The organism is Alloactinosynnema sp. L-07, from assembly GCF_900070365.1.
Classification (GTDB): domain Bacteria; phylum Actinomycetota; class Actinomycetes; order Mycobacteriales; family Pseudonocardiaceae; genus Actinokineospora.
The window spans coordinates 351,984-371,893 of the sequence record NZ_LN850107.1; the positions used below are offsets into that span (position 1 = coordinate 351,984).

A 19,910-nucleotide genomic window follows, 5' to 3' on the forward strand; every position below is an offset into this window, starting at 1 on the left:
GCGCTTAAGTATGGTGGGAGTCGCCTAGTGGGCACGACCGGAAGTTCGTCGGGGGTATCGGCGGATCCAAGGTTTCCGCTGGGCGTGCGGGCGGAAGGTCCTCGTACTGGTTGTCCGTGGGCCTTTCGGCCGTGCGGCCAGCGGGAAGCTGGGCCGTCGAGACCCCCGACGAACTTCCGGTCGTGACCACTAATCCTCAGGGGAGTGCCGTGCGGTCCGTGCTTGTCGTCTTCGCCATGAACGGGGTGGTCTTCGGGTCGTGGGCCTCGCGTATCCCCGCCCTCGCCGCCCAGGTCGACGCCGCTGAGGGGACCCTCGGCCTGGCCTTGCTCGGCGCCAGCGTCGGCATGATCCTGGTCGCCTCGCTGACCGGGCGGCTCTGCGCGCGCTACGGCGCCCGCGTACTCGTCGGCGCGTCGGGCCTGGCATCGTGCCTGGTCATCCCGTTCCTCGGCCTCGCGTCGAACCCGCTGACGCTGGGTCTGACCCTGGTCGCGCTCGGCGCGAGCGTGGGCATGCTCGACGTCGCGATGAACATCGCCGCCGTGACTGTCACCCGCCGGGCCGAGCGGGCGCTGATGCCGATCTTCCACGCGGGCTTCAGCTTCGGCGGACTCATCGGCGCGGCCGGTGCCGCGCTCGCCGCCGCCGTTGGCTGGTCACCGCTGCCGCACCTGACCGCGGTCGCCGTCGTCGTGGCTCTCGTCCTCGTCGCGGTCGTGCGGGAAGTGCCCAACGAGCGAGCCGCACAGCCCGACGCGACCCCTGGACCAGCACCGACGCGTCGCCCCGTGCTCTGGCTGCTGGCCGCGGTGGCACTGTGCTCCGCGGTCGCGGAAGGGGCGAGCGCCGACTGGTCGGCACTCTTCGCCGCCGACTACCGCGGCCTCGGCGAGTCGTCCGCGGCGTTCGTCTACGGCACCTTCTCCGTCGCCATGGCGGTCACCCGGCTCCTCGGCGAACGCGCGGAACGCCGCTTCGGCCCGTACCGCCTGCTCGTCGCGGGCGCCGTGGTCGGGGGCTCGGGCCTGCTGCTGGCCACGACCGTCCCGTCCCCGGTCGCCACGTTCGCCGGGTTCGGCCTGGCCGGGGTCGGTCTGGCCTACGCGTTCCCGGTGGCGCTGGCCCTCACGGGCGCCGCGGGCCGCCGCGCGGACGGCACGGGCGGCGAACGCGAGATCGGGTTCGTCACGGCGATCGCCTATACGGGCTTCCTCGCCGGTCCGCCGCTGATCGGCGGCATCGCGCACCTGAGCGACCTCGCCCTCGCGCTCTCCTTCGCCGGGATAGTCGCGGCCCTCATCGCCCCCCTAGGGCATGTCCTGCGGATCATGGCGGGCGGTATCCGCGCCCGCTCGGCCCCTGGCCGCACCGCGGGAACGGCCACGGACAACCAGTACGCGACCGTCCCCGCGGCACGCCCAGGAACCAAGCGGATCACGGATCCCACCCACCAAGATCCACAGGACACCCCCTAGCCATGGCGTCGAGAGAGAGGGCGGTTGACGATCGGGAAATCCCGGTCTCGCCAACCGTGAAATAGGGCCGACTAGGCTTATCCCGTGTCAGTGGACAGCCCGCCGGAAAACAAGGCCGCCCCCACGCGCGGTGCGGGTCTCGCGCCGCTGCTGGTGGTCGGCACCCTGCTCGCCGCCCTGGTCGCCGCGGTCCTGGTGATGCTGTCCGGAGGTGACCGGTACGCCATTCTCGGGCTGCCGACCCCGGACGCGTTCACCGAGCACGGCCTGACGGTCGTGCGGGTGCTCGCCGAGGTCGGCGCGGTCATCACCGTGGGCTCACTGCTGTTCGCGGTGTTCCTCGCGCCGCCGCGGTCGGACGGCGTGCTCGACGTCGGCGGATACGCCGCGCTGCGCACCGCGGCCTGGGGCGCGGCGGCCTGGTTCGTCGGCGCCCTGCTGTCGGCCCCGTTCACCGCGGCCGACGCCGTGGGCAGGCCGATCTCCGACATCCTGCCCGCCGACATCCTGGTCAACCTGGTCGGCTCGCTCTCGCAGGCGAAGTCCTGGCTGTTCACCGCGGCCATCGCACTGCTTGTGCTGGTCGGCACCCGCATCGTCCTCACCTGGGGCTGGACCACGGCTCTCTTCGGCGTCGCCCTGTTCGGGCTCATGCCGGTCGCGGTCACCGGGCACTCGTCCAGCGGCGGACAGCACGACATGGCGACCAACAGCCTGCTGCTGCACCTGGTCGCCGCGGCCCTGTGGGTCGGCGGGCTGATCGCGCTGCTCGCCCACGGCCGCCGCCAGGGCGCACACCTGGGCCTCGCGGCGTCCCGGTTCTCCCGGATCGCGCTGGTCTGCTGGATCGTGATGGCCGGGTCCGGCGTGGTCAACGCGCTGGTGCGGCTCCCGCTCAGCGACCTGTTCACCACGTCGTACGGCCTGCTCGTGCTGGCCAAGGTCGCCGCGCTGCTCGTTCTCGGCGTCTTCGGCTACCTGCAGCGCGAACGCGGCGTGAAGGGCATCGTCGAACGCGGCTCCGGCGCGACGCTGCTGCGGCTGGCCGCCGCCGAGGTGCTGATCATGCTCGTCACCTTCGGTATCGCGGCGGGCCTGGCCAGGACGCCGCCGCCACGTACCGCGTATGTCGAGCCCGGCCGGGTCGAACTCCAGCTCGGCTACCCGCTCGACCACGCCCCGACGACACTGCGGCTGCTGTTCGACGTCCGTTTCGACCTGATCTTCGGCACCCTGGCCCTCGTGCTGGCCGCGTTCTACCTGCGCGGCGTCTTCCGACTCCGGCGCGAGGGCGTCGCGTGGCCGGTCGGGCGCACGATCGCCTGGCTGCTGGGCTGTTTCGTGATCCTGTTCGCCACGTCGTCCGGCTTCGGCCGCTACGCCCCGGCGATGTTCAGCGTCCACATGCAGACCCACATGATGCTGAGCATGCTCGCCCCGATCCTGCTGGTCCTGGGCGCGCCGATGACCTTGGCCCTGCGCGCGATCAAGCCCGCGGGCAAGGATGCCCCACCCGGACCGCGCGAGTGGATCCTGGCGTTCGTCCACTCGCCGGTGTCGCGGGCCCTGACGAACCCGGTCGTCGCGCTGGTGCTGTTCGTCGGCTCGTTCTACGGGCTGTACTTGTCCGGGCTGTTCGACTCAGCGCTCCCAGAACACTGGGCGCACCTGCTGATGAACGCGCACTTCCTGCTGGTCGGCTACCTGTTCTACTGGCCGGTGATCTCCATCGACCCGGCCCCGCGCAAGCTGCCCCACCTGGCCCGGCTCGGCCTGGTCTTCGCGTCCATGCCATTCCACGCGTTCTTCGGCGTGATCCTGATGAGCATGCAGACGGTCGTGGGGGAGCAGTTCTACCGCGGCCTGGCCCTGCCGTGGAACACCGATCTCCTCGCCGACCAGCGCCTCGGCGGCGGCATCGCCTGGGCGTCCGGGGAGATCCCGCTGCTGGTCGTCCTGATCGCACTGCTCGTGCAATGGGCTCGCGCCGACGACCGCGAGGCCCGCCGCACCGACCGCCGCGTCGACTCAGGCGACAGCGACGACCTCGACGCCTACAACGAGATGCTCAAGCAGATGGCCAAGGAGAAGTAGGCCCACTACCGCATAGGCCCGACAATCCGCGCTGTGTCGCGCCTTCGTGGCCTGGGGTTATCCACAATCCCTGAACCATCCACAGCTCACGGACGCCCTCTGGTCGCCGTCCTCCCGCTCCGGGAACGTTGGGGTCACAAGAACCCACGAGGAGAGGACGGACTGTGTACGAGACCGTGGTGACGATGGTCGGCATGGTGGCGGGCGAGATCACCAAGAGGCGCACCGGCGACAACGTTCCGGTGATGAGCTTCCGCCTGCTGACCACCGAACGCCGCTACAACAGCGACACCGGACACTGGAAAGACGGCGACAGGATGTTCGTCTCCGTGCACTGCTGGCGTGACCTGGGAGTCAACGTCGCCGCGTCCTTGCGCCGCGGCGACAAGGTGATCGTCACCGGCAGGCTCTATCACCGCGAGTACCTGACCGACAGCCACCGCCGCCTGAGCGTCGACCTCGACGCCAGATCGGTAGGCCCCGACTTGTCCCGCTGCCAGGTCAAGATCGACCGCGACACCGTCCACGCGGTGAAACACCCAGCATCCGCTCCAGCCCAACCGCAGCTGGCCCTCGAATCGCCACCGACGACTCCCGCGTTGTCCGCGGACCCCGAACCGTCCCTGCCCGGCGGCGAGAGCTCGCAGCCCTCACCTGACCTGGTCGATGAAAACGACGCCGGGGATCAGGTCGCCGCGTGATGCGCGCGAGTCCCCACATCCACCAGCGGTCAATGGTCGCGAAGCGCTTCCATCGGTTCCTTCTTGCTCATCGACGACCGCCTGTCGATCCCGATCTCCGCCGCCCGCTTGCGCGGCCGCTCGATCGTCCAGTCCGCATACGATCCAGACTTTCCACCCCGCGCCGACACCGTCGAGTGCCCCTTGGCCGCGACCGCGTTCGAGATGCGTGCCGTCTTCTCCTTGGACTCGCCGTCCTGGCGCGGTTCGCGATACATGCGTTCGTTCTTGATGCTCGGGTTCGGCGTGTTATCGCTCCTCCCACGGCCCGTTTGCGGGATGCCCGCGCTCTCCACCGGACCAACCTGAGACGACACGACCGTGCTGACTCCTTGCGTTCGCCACCTGTTCGCTGCGACATCAGTGCTGGTCGGGCGCGGAAACCCGCCGCGCGAGGTCCCCCGAACGGCGGTTCCGGCGGGCCGTGGGCCGGGCAACCGGGCGACCGCGATCAGCGGCCGTGGCGGACCGCTCTACGATCGCGAGCATGGCCGAGTTCATCTACACCATGAAGAAGGTGCGCAAGGCGCACGGGGACAAGGTCATCCTTGATGACGTCACCCTCAACTTCCTGCCCGGCGCCAAGATCGGCGTCGTCGGTCCGAACGGCGCGGGCAAGTCCAGCGTGCTCAAGATCATGGCGGGTCTCGATCAGGCGAACAACGGCGAGGCATACCTCTCGCCCGGGTACTCCGTCGGGATCCTCCAGCAGGAGCCGCCGCTGAACGAGGAGAAGACCGTCCTGGGCAACGTCCAGGAAGCGGTCGGTGACATCAAGGCCAAGCTCGACCGGTTCAACGAGATCGCCGAACTGATGGCCACCGACTACTCCGACGAACTCATGGAGGAGATGGGCAAGCTTCAGGAAGACCTCGACCACGCCGACGCGTGGGACCTGGACTCCCAGCTTGAGCAGGCGATGGACGCGCTGCGCTGCCCGCCGCCGGACGCCGACGTCACGGTGCTGTCCGGAGGTGAGCGTCGCCGGGTGGCGCTGTGCAAGCTGCTGCTGTCCAAGCCCGACCTGTTGCTGCTCGACGAGCCCACCAACCATCTCGACGCCGAGAGTGTGCTCTGGCTCGAACAGCACTTGGCGCAGTACGCCGGTGCCGTCCTGGCCGTGACCCACGACCGGTACTTCCTGGACAACCTCGCCGAGTGGATCCTCGAGATCGACCGCGGCCGCACCTACCCGTACGAGGGCAACTACTCCACTTACCTGGAGAAGAAGGCCGAGCGTCTCGCGGTGTCGGGCAAGAAGGACCAGAAGCTGCAGAAGCGCCTCAAGGAGGAGCTGGCCTGGGTGCGGTCCAACGCCAAGGCGCGGCAGACCAAGTCGCGCTCCCGCTTGGAGCGCTACGAGGAGATGGCGGCGGAGGCCGAGAAGACGAGGAAGCTCGACTTCGAGGAGATCCAGATCCCGCCGGGTCCGCGTCTGGGCAGCATCGTGGTCGACGTCAAGAACCTGGAGAAGGGCTTCGACGGGCGCGTCCTCATCGACGGGTTGTCGTTCGACTTGCCGCGCAACGGCATCATCGGCGTGATCGGTCCCAACGGCGTCGGCAAGACCACGCTGTTCAAGACCATCGTCGGCCTGGAGAAGCCGGACGCGGGCGAGGTCAAGGTCGGCGAGACGGTCCTGCTGTCCTACGTCGACCAGAACCGGGCGAACATCGACCCGAAGAAGACGGTCTTCGAGACCGTGTCCGGCGGGCTCGACTACATCAAGGTCGGCATGGTCGAGATGCCGTCGCGCGCCTACGTCAGCGCGTTCGGCTTCAAGGGCCCCGACCAGCAGAAGCCCGCGGGCGTGCTCTCCGGCGGTGAGCGCAACCGGCTGAACCTCGCGTTGACGCTCAAGCAGGGGGGAAACCTGATCCTGCTCGACGAGCCCACCAACGACCTCGACGTCGAGACCCTGGGTTCGCTGGAGAACGCGTTGGAGCAGTTCCCCGGCTGCGCTGTGGTCATCTCCCACGACCGGTGGTTCCTCGACCGGACCTGCACCCACATCCTGGCGTGGGAGGGCACCGAGGAGAACCCGGCCGAGTGGTTCTGGTTCGAGGGCAACTTCGAGGGCTATGAGAAGAACAAGATCGACCGACTGGGCGCGGACGCCGCCCGTCCGCACCGGGTCACCTACCGCAAACTGACCCGGGACTAGACGGGAGACCGGCGAAAGTGGCGGCCTGGAACGAGTTACCCGCGGCAGGCGGCACGTCAGAGTGCGACGCACTCGTGGACGTCGCCGCCCGCCTGCGGTGGAGCGCTCCCGAACTGTCCGCGCAGTTCGCCACGCGCGCACTCGGTGCCGCCGACCAGGCGACCAGGACCAGGGCCCAGGCCCTGCTGGCCGCCGCGCTGGTCACCCTCGGTCGACACGCCGAAGCCGTCGAACCCGGCCTGGCCGCCCTGCACGCCACCACGGCGGGCGGCCAGGTCGACCGGTCCGCGCGGATCCGGGTCGTCCTCGCCGCGTGCGCCCGCGCGCTCGGCGAACCTCTCACCGGGTGTGAAGTGCTGCGCCCGGTTCTGCAGACGAAGACGGCCAAGCCCGCCGTGCGCGCCATCGCGCTCGGTCAGTTCGTCACCTGCGCCGCCCATGTCGGCGGCCGCGACGACCTGGAGGACGCCCTCGCCGAAGCCGAGCGCCTGCTCGCCGCCGACGAGACCCTCACCCAGGACGCCCGTCGCGTCGAAACCGCGCTGCTCAACGTCCGCGCAGCCTCCTACCACCGCCGCCACGGCGACACCGAGGCCGCGGCCGACATGGCCCGAGCGGGCTTGGCCCAGGTCCACCGCCTGCACCACCCGGCGAGCGAGGGCGGTCGGGCCCGCGCCCGCCTCACCCTCGAACTGGTCTGCGCCCTCCTCGACGACGGCCATCAAGACGAGGCGGTCGAAGCCGCCGAACCCGCGCTGACCACCCCCACCCGCGCCGCGTCGGCACCGGCGCTGGGCAGGCTGCGCCTGGCTCTCGCCACCCGGGTCCACATCCCGGCGGGCCGCACCGACCTCGGCCGCGCCCTGATCGCCGAGGTCGTCCAAACCGCCGAGCGCCACCTGCTCGACTCACTGCTGGCCGACGCCTGGACCTTCCTCGCCCACGCCGACGAGGAATCCCACCGCCCCGCCGACGCCCTCCACGCCCTGCGCTCCGCTCGCGCCGCCGAGTACCGCCACGTGCGGGCGGTCGACCTGGCCCGCCACCGCCTGAGCACCGAGTTCGGCCTGGAAACCCGCGCCGACCGAGCCGTCGCCCAACTGCGCGCCCTCGCCCGAACCGGCACGCCGCGCACGCACCCGACGCCGACGTCCATCCCGCTTCCGGACCAGTCGTCCCGCCGTCCCACGACTCCCGCCCGCGCCACCCGAGCCGCCCGCTCCGAGATCACCAAGATCAGCGGCTCGCACTCGGGCGAGGTCCCGTCCCACGACACCGCGTCGACTCACAGTCCCGGCGCGAGCACCCGCACGCCCGCGCATCCCGCGACTTCCGCGGTTCCCGACCTCGACTTCGACCTTGGCCCGGCCGCCGCGGACCCCGCCGGTCCCACCGGGATGCTCGACGCGGGTGCTCACGAAACGCCTGGCGAGGACCTTGCCGCCACCAGACGGGCCCTCGGCGCCTACCTCGATCAAACCGAGGACAACTCCCGCGTCCCGGCAGGTAAAGCCGACACCGACGCGCACGCCCCTGACCACCTGGGCGAGGAGCGAACGCGCGGTGGTTCGGAGTCCTCCGCGGGTGCGGGGTCGGCTCTGGCTGAATCAGCCCTCGCAGCCCTGATCGCGAGCCTGCCCAACCCGCCCCTCCCCAACCGCGAGTCCACCGGGCGACGCGCCAAACCCGTGTTCCCCTCAGGCGCGGTGTTCTCCCTGGTCTTGGTGCACGTGGCGCCGGTCGGCACCGTGCAGGCGACCGAGCCGATCGAGCCGCCCGTCCCCGTCGGCGGCGACGTCGCGCTGAACGCGCTGGCCTCCCACGTGCGGGACCTGGCCCCCGCCGACGCGGAACTGGTCCGGACCGACCTGGGGGAGTTCGCGGTCCTGCTCCCCGGCACCGATCATGCCGACGCACTCCACCTGGCCACCACCATCCGCGACCGCGCCACCGAATCCGCCTGGCTCGTCGACGACCAGGGCCGCGACCTGGCCATCCGCACCGGTGTGGCCACCCACCCCGCCGCAGGAGACTCTCCCCGAGACGGCGTCGACCCCCTCCTGTCCGCCGCGCGGGCGGTGCTGTCCCCACCCGCCGCCCCACGCAACGACATCACCCACCTCGACGCGGCCCCACTCGATCCGGCGGTCACATCGGACCGGCCGCTCGCAGGCGGAATGGGAAGCCGCCCGGACACGCGGTCAGCGCTCGCCGACGTCGAAGCCGCAAGCCAGTTGACGCCTGCGCTCGGGAACGCTGCGAGCACGGCAAGCGGCATGACGCCCGCACCTGCTACGACCATCTCGACGGAGCCGCCGCCACTGGAGCTCCCGACGACGGAAGCCTGGTCAGCAGGTGCACGGGCAGGATCTACCGGAGCATGGTCGCCAGAGGCGGTGTCCGCGGACGCCCAGCCGACAGGGGAGCGACCGGCGGATGCCGGGCAGGCAGACGAGCAACCGTTGGACGTCGGGTCGGCGAGGGCATCGGCAGGGGCTGACGGGGCCGGGTCCGAGGGGGCTCGGTCTGTGGAAGGGGCTCGCTCGGAGGTCGGGTCGACAGAGGCTTGGTCGGCGGAGGTCGGGTCGGCAGAGGGTTGGTCGGCGAAGACTGAAGCTGAGGGTGCGGCGCGGGCAGGTGGTCGGTCAGCCGAGATCGGGTCGACTGGGGCTTGGTCCACAGGGGACCGGTCTATGGATGTTCGGTCGACGGAGGCTCCGTCGACAGCGGCTTTGTCGGCGGCGGCCACGTCCGCCTCGGAGGCGGACGCCGCCTTCTCTGCCGCGGCCGGGTCGGCGACGACAGGCGACGACACAGTGTCTTCCGACGGCGCGGCGCCTCTTGCTCGTCGGGATCGGCGGCCCCCGAGGACGAGGCCACGTCCGACGCCCAGGCCCTGCTCAGCCGGTTCGGCATCGAGCCGCGTCGAGGTGGTCGCAGGCGGGCGCCGGAGGATGACTTTCCCTTCGATCTGTTGCCCGCTCCGCCGATGATGCCGGGCTCGTTCGAGCCCGTCGCGTCCATGCCGGTGGAGCGCGAACCCGATGAGATCCCGCGGCCTCCGACCCGCCCTGACTTCCCTACGCCCCCGGATCCCAGGCCGTTGCCCGGCCCCGATCCCAGCCCGATCCCAGGTCCTGGCCCGGATCCGCGCCCGATTCCGGGACCTGACCCGGATCCGCGCCCGGGCCCTGACCCGCGCCCAGGACCTAATCCCGATCCGATTCCGGACCCGGATCCGCGCCCGGGCCCTGGCCCCGACCCGCGCCCAGGACCTAATCCCGATCCGATTCCGGGTCCTGGCCCGGATCCGCGCCCGATTCCGGGACCTGGCCCCAATCCGCGCCCGGGACCCGGCCCCGACCCGCGCCCAGATCCCGTTCCGGGCCCGGGCCCGGGCCCTGGACCGATGCCGATGCCTGGCCCTGGGCCGAGCCCTCTACCGACGCCAAGCCCTCTACCGACGCCGAGCCCGTTGCCTATCCCGCACCCGGTGCCGGAGCCGAGCCCACCCCTGGGCCCCAGACCAGATTGGGACCCAAGCCCAGGCCCGACACCGGGCGACGTTCCTCGCCCGAAGCCCATGCCGAGTGAGCCAACCCAAGGCCCGAGCCCGTCACCCAGCCCGATCCCGAGTCCCACGCCGAGCCCGACATTCAGCCCGAGCCCGTCACCCAGCCCGAACCTGAGTCCCACGCCGAGCCCGACACCAAGCTCGATCCCGAGTCCCATGCCAACCCCGAGCCCGATGACGGACCCGACTCCGGGCCAGTCTCCCGACGGCGTGTCCCCGGTTGAGCCTGAGATGGACGTCGAGCCGCCGCCCTCCGCGGCGGAGATGTTGGCTCGGTTGAGTGCTTTGCTCGCGGTGCCGCCGACGTCGAGTGACACCACCTTGGAAACACTCATCGAGATAGCCGTCAATCCGGACCACCCCGACCCGGATCACCACACCAACCTGGATCAGCACGCCAACCCGGACCAACGCGCCGAGGCGGAAGCCTCGCAGGCACCGAATGTCGGGCAAGCGCAACCGCTGCCCATCGACAGCAGGCTCTCCTTCGATGAGGACGAGTCCGGAATCGCCACGTTTCCCGGTTCGTACGACGCGGTCCTCGAAGCCCCCCCGCCCGCGGACTCCGACATCGCGGGTGACCCCGCCGCCGTCGACCATGGGAGCGTCCAGGCAGGCCAGGCGTCAGCGGCTGTCGCCGACACCCCAGACGCCGGTCCCGCCGAAGACCCCGTCGACCCCGGCCAGGTCCCTTCACCCGCCACCGCCGGGGCGGGTGGTGATGGTCCGCCTCCCGCTGCCGATGAGGCGGCCGCCGCTGCCGCCGATCCGGCCGTTGCGGATACCGGAGTGACCGAGCCCGCCCCGCCGACGTCGGCGCGGTCGGCGGCGGCTGCGGCGTGGGCTCGGCGGACGGCGGGTAACGACACGCCCAGGCTTGCGGGGCGGCGGGAGCGGACGTCCTCCAGTGGGCTCGCCGAGCTACTCGCCGAGGCGATGGTGGCCTTCCAGGAGACCCAGCCTCAGCGCGACCTGGAGACCGCGGGTGCCTGGGCCGCCGACGCGCGGGCCGTGGATCCCGTGGCTGAGCCCGAGTCCAGTGGCAGGCGGCGGGCCGCCGAGCCGGACAATCCGCTCAAGGGCAGGCACCGCTCGTCGGAGTGGGCGCCCGCGGACATCGACTCCGGCTGAGGCGTCGGATGAGGCTTCGGCTGGGGCTCCGTCGGAACGCGCGGCCGAGTCCAGCCGAAGAATTGGACGTTCCGAGCCGAAGTCCGCACGGTCCGAGTCCCAACCGGACGCACGCCACGTCAACATTCCGTTACCGGGATACGACCTGACCCGGTGCGCCCCAGACCGTCACGTCGCGGCACTAGTGTGTGAGCTGCATGTGGCACACCGGCGTGCCGCCTAGCGTGGAGTCGCCTGAAAATGACCTCGACTGGAATTCGCACCGCTAGAGCCGTCAACGTCGACGGTTCCGACGACGGACGCCCGGTCAGCCGCAGTCCCGAGCAAACCCGAGACGAGCTCATCGAGTCGGCCGCCGAGCAGGCGTCCGACATCGCGGATCTGATCCGCCTCTACTACCGCTACATCCCCCCGGAGGAAATCCTCGACGACGACCCCGTGGATCTCGTCGGCGCCGTGCGGTCGCACGCCGAGCTGGCGCGACGCAGGGTGAAGGGCCGCCCGGCGGTCCGGATGGTGAACCCGAGTTCCGGCCAGGACGGCTGGAGCGCCCCCGGTTCGGTCGTCCAACTCGTCACCGACGACATGCCCTACCTGGTCGAGTCCGTCTCCGCCGAGCTGGTGCGCAGCGGCGTTCAGGTGCAGCGCGTGGTCCACCCGATCGTGGTGGTCCACCGCGACGTCACCGGCAACCTGCGCGAGGTCCTGCCGACCGCCGACCCGGACGACCCGCCGACCGGCGCGTTCGCCGAGTCGTGGATGTACATCGAGGTCGACCTCGTCAGCGACGGCGAGCGGGCCCGCGAGATCGAGACCAGCCTGCTGTCCGTGCTCACCGACGTCCGCGAGGTCGTCGAGGACACCAAGCGCATGGTCAGCACCGCCAAGTCCCTGGCCGACCAGCTGACGACCGCCCCGCCGCCGCTGGACGCCGAGCAGGTCACCGACGGCGCCGCCCTGTTGCGTTGGCTGGCCGGGGGCCACTTCACGTTCCTCGGCTACCGCCACTACGAGCTGGTCCGCGGTGACGAGCCCGCCCTGCGCGCGGTCCTGGCGACCGGTCTGGGCGTCCTGCGCCAGGACAGCCTCGCCTCGCGCAGCCTCACCGCGGGCCCCGACTCGGCCACCCACGCGCTGTCGTCGAACCTGCTCGTCCTCACCGAGGCCAGCGCCCCATCGACGGTCCACCGCTCGACCTACCCGTACTACGTGGGCGTCAAGACCTTCGACGCCGAGGGCAACGCCACCGGCGAGCACCGCTTCCTGGGTGTGTTCACCACGACCGCGCTGCACGAGGACGTCCTCGACATCCCTGTTGTGGAGCGCCGGGTGCGCGAGGTCATCCACCGCGCGGGCTTCCCGATGGAGTCCTACTCGGGCCAGCGCATGCTTGAGGTCATCCAGAACTGGCCGCGCGCCGAGCTGTTCTCCACCACGTCCGACTCGCTCTACACCACCGCCACCGGTGTCATCGCGCTCGCCGACCGCCGCCGTCTGCGGCTGTTCCTGCGCCAGGACCCGTTCGGCCGGTTCTTCTCCTGCCTGGTCTTCCTCCCGCGCGACCGCTACACCACCACGACCCGCATCGCGATGCAGGAAGTCCTGCTCGACGAGCTGGCGGGCACCAACCTGGAGTTCAGCACCCGGGTCGGGGAGACCCCGCTGGCCCAGGTCTATTTCATCGTCCACACCGACCCGGGCAGCGACATCGAGCCCGACGTCAGCCGGATCCAGGAACGCCTCACCGAGGCCGTCCGCTCCTGGGACGACCGCATGGTCGAGGCGGTCATCGGCGAGGGCCGCGAAGAGACCGGCGAGTCGCCCACCGAACAGGGCCAGCGCTTCGCCAGCGTGTTCCCCGAGGCGTACAAGGAAGACTTCTCCGCCGCCGACGCCCTGGCCGACCTGCGCAAACTCCAGGGCCTGCGAGCCGACGACGACCTGGACATGTCGTTCTACATGCCCGAGGACGCCGCGCCCGGCGAGCGCCGCTTCAAGCTCTACCTGGCGGGCGAGGGCGTCACCCTGTCGAAGATCCTGCCGGTGCTGCAGCAGATGGGCGTCGAGGTCGTCGACGAGCGCCCGTACGAGCTGCTCCGCGACGACGGCACCACCTGGTGGATCTACGACTTCGGCCTGCGCATCGACCCGGTCGTGCTCGACCACATCGACCCCGAGCGGATCGACGCGGTCAGGGTCTGCTTCCAGGAGGCGTTCGCCGCGGCCTGGAAGGGCGACGCGGAGTCCGACAACTTCAACGCGCTGGTCCTGCGCGGCGGCCTGACCTGGCGCCAGGCGTCGGTGCTGCGGGCCTACTCGCGCTACCTGCGCCAGGCGGGCACCCCGTACAGCCAGGAGTACATCGAGGACGCCGTCCTCGCCCACACCGCCATCGCCACGGCGCTGGTCGAGCTGTTCGAGGCGTGCTTCAACCCGGCCTCCCCGGAGGTCGAGCGCCGCGCCCAGGCCCAGGCCCGCATCGCCGAGATCACCACCATGATCGACGGCGTCACCAGCCTCGACGAGGACCGCATCCTGCGCAGCCTGCTCACCCTCATCCGGGCGACGCTGCGCACGAACTACTTCGTCCGCGACGAGGCGGGCAACCCGCGCTCCTACCTGGCGGTCAAGCTGGAGCCACGCGCGGTGCCGGATCTGCCGGAGCCGCGGCCGCGGTTCGAGATCTTCGTGTGCTCGCCGCGGGTCGAGGGCGTGCACCTGCGGTTCGGTTCGGTGGCGCGCGGCGGCCTGCGCTGGTCCGACCGGCGGGAGGACTTCCGCACCGAGGTGCTGGGCCTGGTCAAGGCGCAGGCGGTGAAGAACGCGGTGATCGTCCCGGTCGGGGCGAAGGGCGGGTTCTTCGTCAAGAAGCCCGCCACCCCGACCGGCGACCCGGCGCTGGACCGCGAGGCGTTCATGGCCGAGGGCATCGCGTGCTATCGCATGTTCATCAGCGGCCTGCTCGACCTGACCGACAACCTGCAGGCTGGCGAGGTCATCCCGGCCAAGGACGTGGTCCGCTACGACGCCGACGACACCTACCTGGTCGTCGCCGCCGACAAGGGCACCGCGACGTTCTCCGACATCGCCAACGCGGTCGCCAAGAGCTACGGCTTCTGGCTGGGCGACGCGTTCGCCTCCGGCGGCTCGGTCGGCTACGACCACAAGGCGATGGGCATCACCGCCAAGGGCGCGTGGGAGAGCGTCAAGCGGCACTTCCGCGAGTTGGGCGTCGACACCCAGACCCAGGACTTCACCGTGGTCGGCGTCGGCGACATGTCCGGCGACGTGTTCGGCAACGGCATGCTGCTCTCCGAGCACATCCGCCTGGTCGCCGCGTTCGACCACCGGCACATCTTCATCGACCCGGACCCGGTCGCGGCCACGACCTTCGCCGAGCGCAAGCGGCTCTTCGAGCTGCCCCGCTCATCGTGGGACGACTACAACCGCGACCTGATCAGCGAGGGCGGCGGCGTGTGGCCGCGCACCCTCAAGGCGATCCCGATCAGCCCGCAGGCGGCGCGCGCGCTGAGCCTGCCCGAGGGCGTCGACAAGCTGTCCCCCCAGGAGCTGATGAACGCGATCCTGCTCGCGCGGGTCGACCTGCTCTGGAACGGCGGCATCGGCACCTACGTCAAGGCCACCACCGAGAACCACGTCGACGTCGGCGACAAGGCCAACGACGCGGTCCGGGTCGACGGTGCCGCGCTGCGGGTCAAGGTCGTCGGTGAGGGCGGCAACCTGGGCCTGACCCAGCGCGGTCGCATCGAGTTCGCCCGCGTCGGCGGCCCGGACAGCACCGGCGGCAAGATCAACACCGACGCGCTGGACAACTCGGCGGGCGTGGACTGCTCCGACCACGAGGTCAACATCAAGATCCTGCTGGACGAGCTGTGCCGCCGGGGTGAACTCGACGAGGAAGGCCGCAACGCCGTCCTGGCCGAGATGACCGACGAGGTCGGTGAGCTGGTCCTGGCCGACAACTACCGGCAGAACGCCGTCCTGGGGGTCAGCCGGGCGCACGCCGCGCCGATGCTGTCGGTGCACGCGCGGCTGGTCGAGGCGCTGGAGCGCAACGGTATGGACCGCAAGCTGGAGGCGCTGCCGACCAAGTCGCAGTTCGCGGCCATGGACAAGGCGGGCGACGCGCTGTCCTCGCCGGAGCTGGCCACGCTGCTCGCGCACGTGAAGCTCTCGCTCAAGGAGACGGTGCTCGCCAGCGAGCTGCCCGACCAGGACGTGTTCGCCCGCAGGCTCCCGGAGTACTTCCCGAGCCAGCTGCGCGAGCGCTTCGCCAAGGCCATCCCCGAGCACCCGCTGCACCGGCAGATCACCACGACGCTGCTGGTCAACGAGGTCGTCGACGGCGCGGGCATCTCGTTCGCCTTCCGCCTGGCCGAGGAGATCAGCGCGACGGCGACCGACGCCGTGCGCGCCTTCGCCGTGGCGACCAGGGTCTACGACCTGCCGTCGGTGTGGGCCGAGATCGCCGCGCTGGACAACGTGATCCCGACCGACATCGCCGACCAGATGGTGCTCGCCACCCGCCGCCTGCTCGACCGGGCGTCGCGCTGGCTGCTCACCAACCGCCCGCAGCCGCTGGCGGTGGGCGCGGAGATCAGCCGTTTCCGCGACGCCGTGCGGACGCTGGCGCCGACGGTCAGAGGGATGCTGCGGGGCAGCGCCCGCGAGGAGGCCGAGACCGAGGCCGCACAGATGATCGCCGGGGGAGCCCCCGCCGACCTGGCCAACCGGATCTCGGCGATGCTCGACTGGTACTGCCTGCTCGACATCATCGAGGTCGCCGAGCTGGCCGAGCGCGACGAGGGCTACGACGACCGCAGCGCGGTCGAGGCCGCCGAGCTGTACTTCGCCCTGGCCGACCACCTCAATGTCGATCAGATGCTGACGGCGGTCAGTGCCCTGGAGCGCGGCAACCGCTGGCACGCGCTGGCCCGTCTGGCGCTGCGCGACGACTTCTACGGCTCGCTGCGCGCGATCACCGTGGACGTCCTGCGCCAGACCGACCCGGGCGACTCGGCCGACGAGAAGATCGCCGCGTGGGAGAGCCACAACGCCTCCCGGCTCAACCGGGCCCGGTCGTCCCTCGCCGAGATCCACGGCTCGGGAGTGTTCGACCTGGCCACGCTGTCGGTGGCGGCCCGCCAGATCCGCAGCATGGTCCGATAGTTCGCTGCCTCCCTCCCAGCACGGTCGGCGTGCTGGGAGGGGCGGGTAGGGTTTGGGGACGGAACGCTGGGCGGAGGGTGAGTCTGTGGGTGTTTTCGTTTCCGAGGTGCGGCCACGCTGGTCGGACATGGACGCGTACGGGCACGTCAACCATGCGAACACGGTGACGCTGCTCGAAGAGGCCCGGGTCGACCTGCTCTTCAATGAGGCCAAGCTGCGCGGCGTCATCGACCTGGCCCAGGGCGTGGTCATCGCGAAGCTCTCGGTGGAATACCACTTACCCCTGTTCGCCACCGGCGGCGCGGTCCGCATCGCGGTGTCGGTCCGCGAGATCCGCGGCGCCTACTTCATCCTGGACTACACGGTTCACAACGGCACCAAGGAATCCGACCCTGTCGCCGTCACCGCGACGACCACCCTGGCGCCGTACGACTTGGTCAACAGCAAGCCCCGCCGGATCACCGACTCGGAACGGGACTTCCTGGCCGCCTGGCACAACGGCGGGAACGGCGGTGTCCTCCGTGCCTGAACTGACTTTCGCCGACCCCTCCGAGCGCGACGACCTCGGCGCGTTCGTCGCCCGCGCGGTCCGGTTGGACCAGCAGGCCGTGGTCCGCCTGCGCGGCCGAGAGGGCGGCCTGATCGACGCGTGGGTCGCCACCCCGTTCGACGTGCTCGCGACCCGCACCGCGCGCGGATCGGTCGAGCCCAACGACATCACGGTCTTCGGCAACGAACTGCTGGCGGGCCTGGCCGTGGTCCGCAGCGAAAGATTCGATCCCGGCCCCTCCCGCGACATGCAGTGGCGCTCGGCCCTGCCGCCGACGCAGCACTGGCAGATGGTCGACTCGATCCCGGCCCGCGCGGTGTCCGAGCTGACGGACAAGGGTTTGGCGGTCGCGCGGGAGAACGTCGGCCCGCAAGGGAATCCGCCCGCGTCGCTGCTGGACCAGTCGGTCTTGACGGTGACCGGCGACGGACTGGAGATCAAGGTGCCGCTGCGGTGCCTGTTCGCCTTGTCCGGTATGGGTTTCCTGACCGACGGCGACGACGAGAACATCCGCGTCACGGCGACGGACTCCTGGATGCGCCTGGACGCCCGCTACGGCGCCGTCGTCCGCCGCCGACACGCTCTGTTGCCGCTGCTGGTCTAGCGGGTGTGTTCCCACCCGGGGAAAAGGACCGGTCGCTGGTGACGGTGGGTGCTGGTCCAATCACCGCATGACGAAATACGGCAACGCCCGCAACCGCGGACTAGCGGCGGAACTGAAGAACCTCCGCAAGGACGCGGGCCTCACCCTTCGGCAGGTCGAGCGGAAAGTGGGGATCTCCATCGCGAGTCTCAGCCGCATGGAGAGTGGGCTGCGCCCGATCACGGCGGTGACCGCGTCCGCCCTGCTCGCGACCTATGAGGTCATCGGCCCTGTACGCGCGAGAATCCTTGTCCTGGCAAAGGAGGTCAACCTCTCAGGGTGGCACGAAACCGATGGCGAGGGCCTGCCCCTACATCTGGGCGCCCTGACCGGTTTCGAGGCTGAGGCCACCCTCATCGTGCACGCGGCGATGCTGCGCATACCTGGCCTGCTGCAAACAGCGGACTACATCCGTACCACCCTGACCGCGCTCGGCTTCCCGGCACAGAAGCGCGCGGAGGTGGTAGCTGCCCGACTGGAGCGGCAGAAGGTACTTCTGGGGCCGAATCCGCCGCGATACCTTACGTTCATCGATGAAGCCGTACTTCGCAGGCCGACTGGCAGTCGGGCGCTGATGGCTGCCCAGTGTCAGCACATGGCCGACATGGCCGAGCTTCCCCACGTGGAGATCCGAGTCATCCCGTTCGAGTGCGGAACACATGCTGGTCTCGACGGGAGCTATACCTGGATGGAGTTCGCCAAGAACCCGCCTATCGTCTACCTCGAGCTGACGCAGTCATCAATGTTCCGGGATGCCGAACACGAGATCCGGCCATACCGCGAGACCACGGATAAGCTGATGGCTGCGGCCCTTTGTTCAGCCGAATCGGTGAAGTTCCTCCGCCGCTTCGTTTCAACTTTTGGCAAGGAGTGAAACAAGATGGAGCTTGGCCAAGCCCGATGGAGGAAGTCCACCTTCAGCGGGGGTGAGGATTGCGTCGAGCTCGCGCGGTTCCCCGACATGATCGCCGTCCGTGACTCCAAGCATCCCGCCGGGGGCATCCTCACCTTCCCCGCCCTACCCAGCCAGCTGATCCTGTTCCACCGCCCGCAGCCCGACCTTCCCCGTCCGTAGGGGCAGGTGTCGGTAGCCGCGCAGGACTCGGGTGCCGCCACGGACCGGCGTGCCCGCCGCGGCCAGGTTCGGGAATCGTTCGAACAGGGCGCGCAGCGCGATCACTGTTTCCATGCGCGCGAGTTGGGCGCCGAGGCAGTAGTGCACTCCGGCTGAGAACGCCAGGTGTTCGCGCGCGTTGGCCCTGGTGATGTCGAATCGGTGCGGGTCGTCGAATACCGCCGGGTCCCGGTTGGCGCCGCCGAGTAGGACGATCAAGGACTGGCCTGCCGGGACGTGTTCTGTGTCCGTGTGAGCTGTCCGCAGCGTCATCTGGACCGGGGTGTCGAACCGCAGGACCTCCTCCACCGCTTTGTCCCAGCCCGACGCGTCGGCCAGCAGCGCGCCGAGTTGATCCGGGTGGCGAAGCAGCAACGCCACCGCGTTGCCGATCAGCTTGACCGTGGTCTCGAAGCCCGCGCCCAGCAGCAACTGGGCCGTGGACTTCAGTTCGACGTCGGTCAGCTCGTCCAGCCGCACCAGCCTGCTGAGCATGTCCGGGCCAGGGTCGCGGCGCAGGTCGGCGATGTGGGTGCCTAGCCACGTGTGGATGTCGCGGATCGCGCGGTCGGCGACGCGGTACTCACGCCAGGTCATGCCTGGGTCGAGGGACATCGCGGCTTTGGCGCCCCAGTCGAGGAACTGAGCGCGGTTGGTGACCGGGACGCCGATGATCTCCGCGATCACGGTGACCGGCAGCAGCGCCGCGTAGGTGTCGATCAGGTCGAATGTCGCCGGTCCGCGCGCTATGTCGTCGAGCAGTTCGTCGGCGATCTCGCGGATCCGCTCGGAGTACGCCGCCACCGCGCGCGGGGTGAAGGCGCGGGAGACCAGGCCGCGCAGGCGGGTGTGCTGGGGCGGGTGGATGGCCAGTAGCGACGGCGGTTCGCCGGGGCCGAGAGCCGCCGGGTCGACCGCGGCCGCCGCCACCCGGCTCAGCCAGTTCGTCGGCGCCGGGGTCGGGCCCGCGAGGAAATGCTCGTCGCGCAGCACGGAGTTCACCACGGCGTGGCTGGCGGTCGCGCTGACCATCCGGTTCGCCACGACCGGACCTCGGGCGCGGAGCCGGTCGTAGGCGGCGAACGGGTCCGCCAGCACCTCGGGGTCCGCGATCACCTTCGCCACGGGGTCCCCGCGCCGGGCGGCGTAGCGGATGGCGGCGCCGGGTAGTCCGTAGCGGATGCCCCAGACCAGGGCCGACCGTGCCGGACGCGACGGGTTCCAGTTCATGC

The 19,910-nt window shown here is 70.3% G+C and carries 13 protein-coding genes; 11 read left to right on the forward strand and 2 right to left on the reverse strand.

Translation table 11 applies throughout. The annotated features are described in order from the left end of the window. Nucleotides 1-209: 209 nt before the first annotated feature. From BN1701_RS01730 to BN1701_RS01740, 3 genes are all read left to right on the forward strand, one after another. Complete coding sequence (locus tag BN1701_RS01730; protein WP_067520485.1) at nt 210-1,478, forward strand: MFS transporter; 1,269 nt, start codon at nt 210-212, stop codon at nt 1,476-1,478. Between the two features lie 90 nt (nt 1,479-1,568). Beyond that, nucleotides 1,569-3,572 (forward strand): cytochrome c oxidase assembly protein, encoded by a 2,004-nt coding sequence (locus BN1701_RS01735; protein WP_054044793.1) that lies wholly within the window; start codon nt 1,569-1,571, stop codon nt 3,570-3,572. A 164-nt stretch (nt 3,573-3,736) separates the two neighbouring features. Further along, nucleotides 3,737-4,273, forward strand: coding sequence for a single-stranded DNA-binding protein (locus BN1701_RS01740; protein ID WP_054044796.1), 537 nt, complete (start codon nt 3,737-3,739; stop codon nt 4,271-4,273). A 29-nt stretch (nt 4,274-4,302) separates the two neighbouring features. On the opposite strand, the gene BN1701_RS01745 is transcribed toward BN1701_RS01740, so the two are convergent. After that, a complete protein-coding gene (locus BN1701_RS01745) occupies nt 4,303-4,608 on the reverse strand; it encodes a Rho termination factor (RefSeq protein ID WP_231949436.1) in 306 nt (101 codons plus the stop codon). A gap of 191 nt (nt 4,609-4,799) precedes the next feature. Between BN1701_RS01745 and ettA the strand changes: the two genes are divergently transcribed. The 8 genes from ettA to BN1701_RS33875 all read left to right on the forward strand — a co-directional run bounded on the left by ettA (nt 4,800) and on the right by BN1701_RS33875 (nt 18,639). Then, nucleotides 4,800-6,476, forward strand: coding sequence for an energy-dependent translational throttle protein EttA (gene ettA / locus BN1701_RS01750; protein WP_054044800.1), 1,677 nt, complete (start codon nt 4,800-4,802; stop codon nt 6,474-6,476). Between the two features lie 17 nt (nt 6,477-6,493). Beyond that, the gene (locus tag BN1701_RS01755; protein WP_157367723.1) at nt 6,494-9,469 is read left to right on the forward strand and encodes a hypothetical protein; all 2,976 of its coding nucleotides are present in this window, start codon (nt 6,494-6,496) and stop codon (nt 9,467-9,469) included. Between the two features lie 755 nt (nt 9,470-10,224). Beyond that, complete coding sequence (locus tag BN1701_RS01760) at nt 10,225-11,181, forward strand: hypothetical protein (RefSeq protein ID WP_157367724.1); 957 nt, start codon at nt 10,225-10,227, stop codon at nt 11,179-11,181. A 240-nt stretch (nt 11,182-11,421) separates the two neighbouring features. Continuing rightward, nucleotides 11,422-16,371 (forward strand): NAD-glutamate dehydrogenase, encoded by a 4,950-nt coding sequence (locus BN1701_RS01765; protein ID WP_054044806.1) that lies wholly within the window; start codon nt 11,422-11,424, stop codon nt 16,369-16,371. Between the two features lie 85 nt (nt 16,372-16,456). Further along, nucleotides 16,457-16,900: a thioesterase family protein gene (locus tag BN1701_RS01770; protein WP_054044808.1), complete on the forward strand. Its 444-nt coding sequence runs from the start codon at nt 16,457-16,459 to the stop codon at nt 16,898-16,900. Then, complete coding sequence (locus BN1701_RS01775; protein WP_054044810.1) at nt 16,893-17,525, forward strand: hypothetical protein; 633 nt, start codon at nt 16,893-16,895, stop codon at nt 17,523-17,525. The genes BN1701_RS01770 and BN1701_RS01775 overlap by 8 nt, the downstream gene beginning before the upstream one ends. A gap of 67 nt (nt 17,526-17,592) precedes the next feature. After that, nucleotides 17,593-18,438: a helix-turn-helix transcriptional regulator gene (locus BN1701_RS01780; protein ID WP_054044812.1), complete on the forward strand. Its 846-nt coding sequence runs from the start codon at nt 17,593-17,595 to the stop codon at nt 18,436-18,438. Between the two features lie 6 nt (nt 18,439-18,444). Then, complete coding sequence (locus BN1701_RS33875; RefSeq protein WP_082859606.1) at nt 18,445-18,639, forward strand: DUF397 domain-containing protein; 195 nt, start codon at nt 18,445-18,447, stop codon at nt 18,637-18,639. On the opposite strand, the gene BN1701_RS01785 is transcribed toward BN1701_RS33875, so the two are convergent. After that, nucleotides 18,583-19,908 carry a cytochrome P450 gene (locus BN1701_RS01785; RefSeq protein WP_054044814.1) on the reverse strand — a complete coding sequence of 442 codons (1,326 nt, stop codon included), beginning with the start codon at nt 19,906-19,908 and terminating at the stop codon, nt 18,583-18,585. The two genes, BN1701_RS33875 and BN1701_RS01785, sit on opposite strands and share 57 nt — an antisense overlap. Nucleotides 19,909-19,910: the final 2 nt, after the last annotated feature.

Excerpts from the sequence above, each read along its gene's own strand:
- ettA (WP_054044800.1), top strand. The coding sequence starts at position 4,800 with ATGGCCGAGTTCATCTACACCATGAAGAAGGTGCGCAAGGCGCACGGG.
- BN1701_RS01760 (WP_157367724.1), top strand. The coding sequence starts at position 10,225 with ATGACGGACCCGACTCCGGGCCAGTCTCCCGACGGCGTGTCCCCGGTT.
- BN1701_RS01765 (WP_054044806.1), top strand. The coding sequence starts at position 11,422 with ATGACCTCGACTGGAATTCGCACCGCTAGAGCCGTCAACGTCGACGGT.
- BN1701_RS01780 (WP_054044812.1), top strand. The coding sequence starts at position 17,593 with ATGACGAAATACGGCAACGCCCGCAACCGCGGACTAGCGGCGGAACTG.
- BN1701_RS33875 (WP_082859606.1), top strand. The coding sequence starts at position 18,445 with ATGGAGCTTGGCCAAGCCCGATGGAGGAAGTCCACCTTCAGCGGGGGT.
- BN1701_RS01785 (WP_054044814.1), bottom strand. The coding sequence starts at position 19,908 with ATGAACTGGAACCCGTCGCGTCCGGCACGGTCGGCCCTGGTCTGGGGC.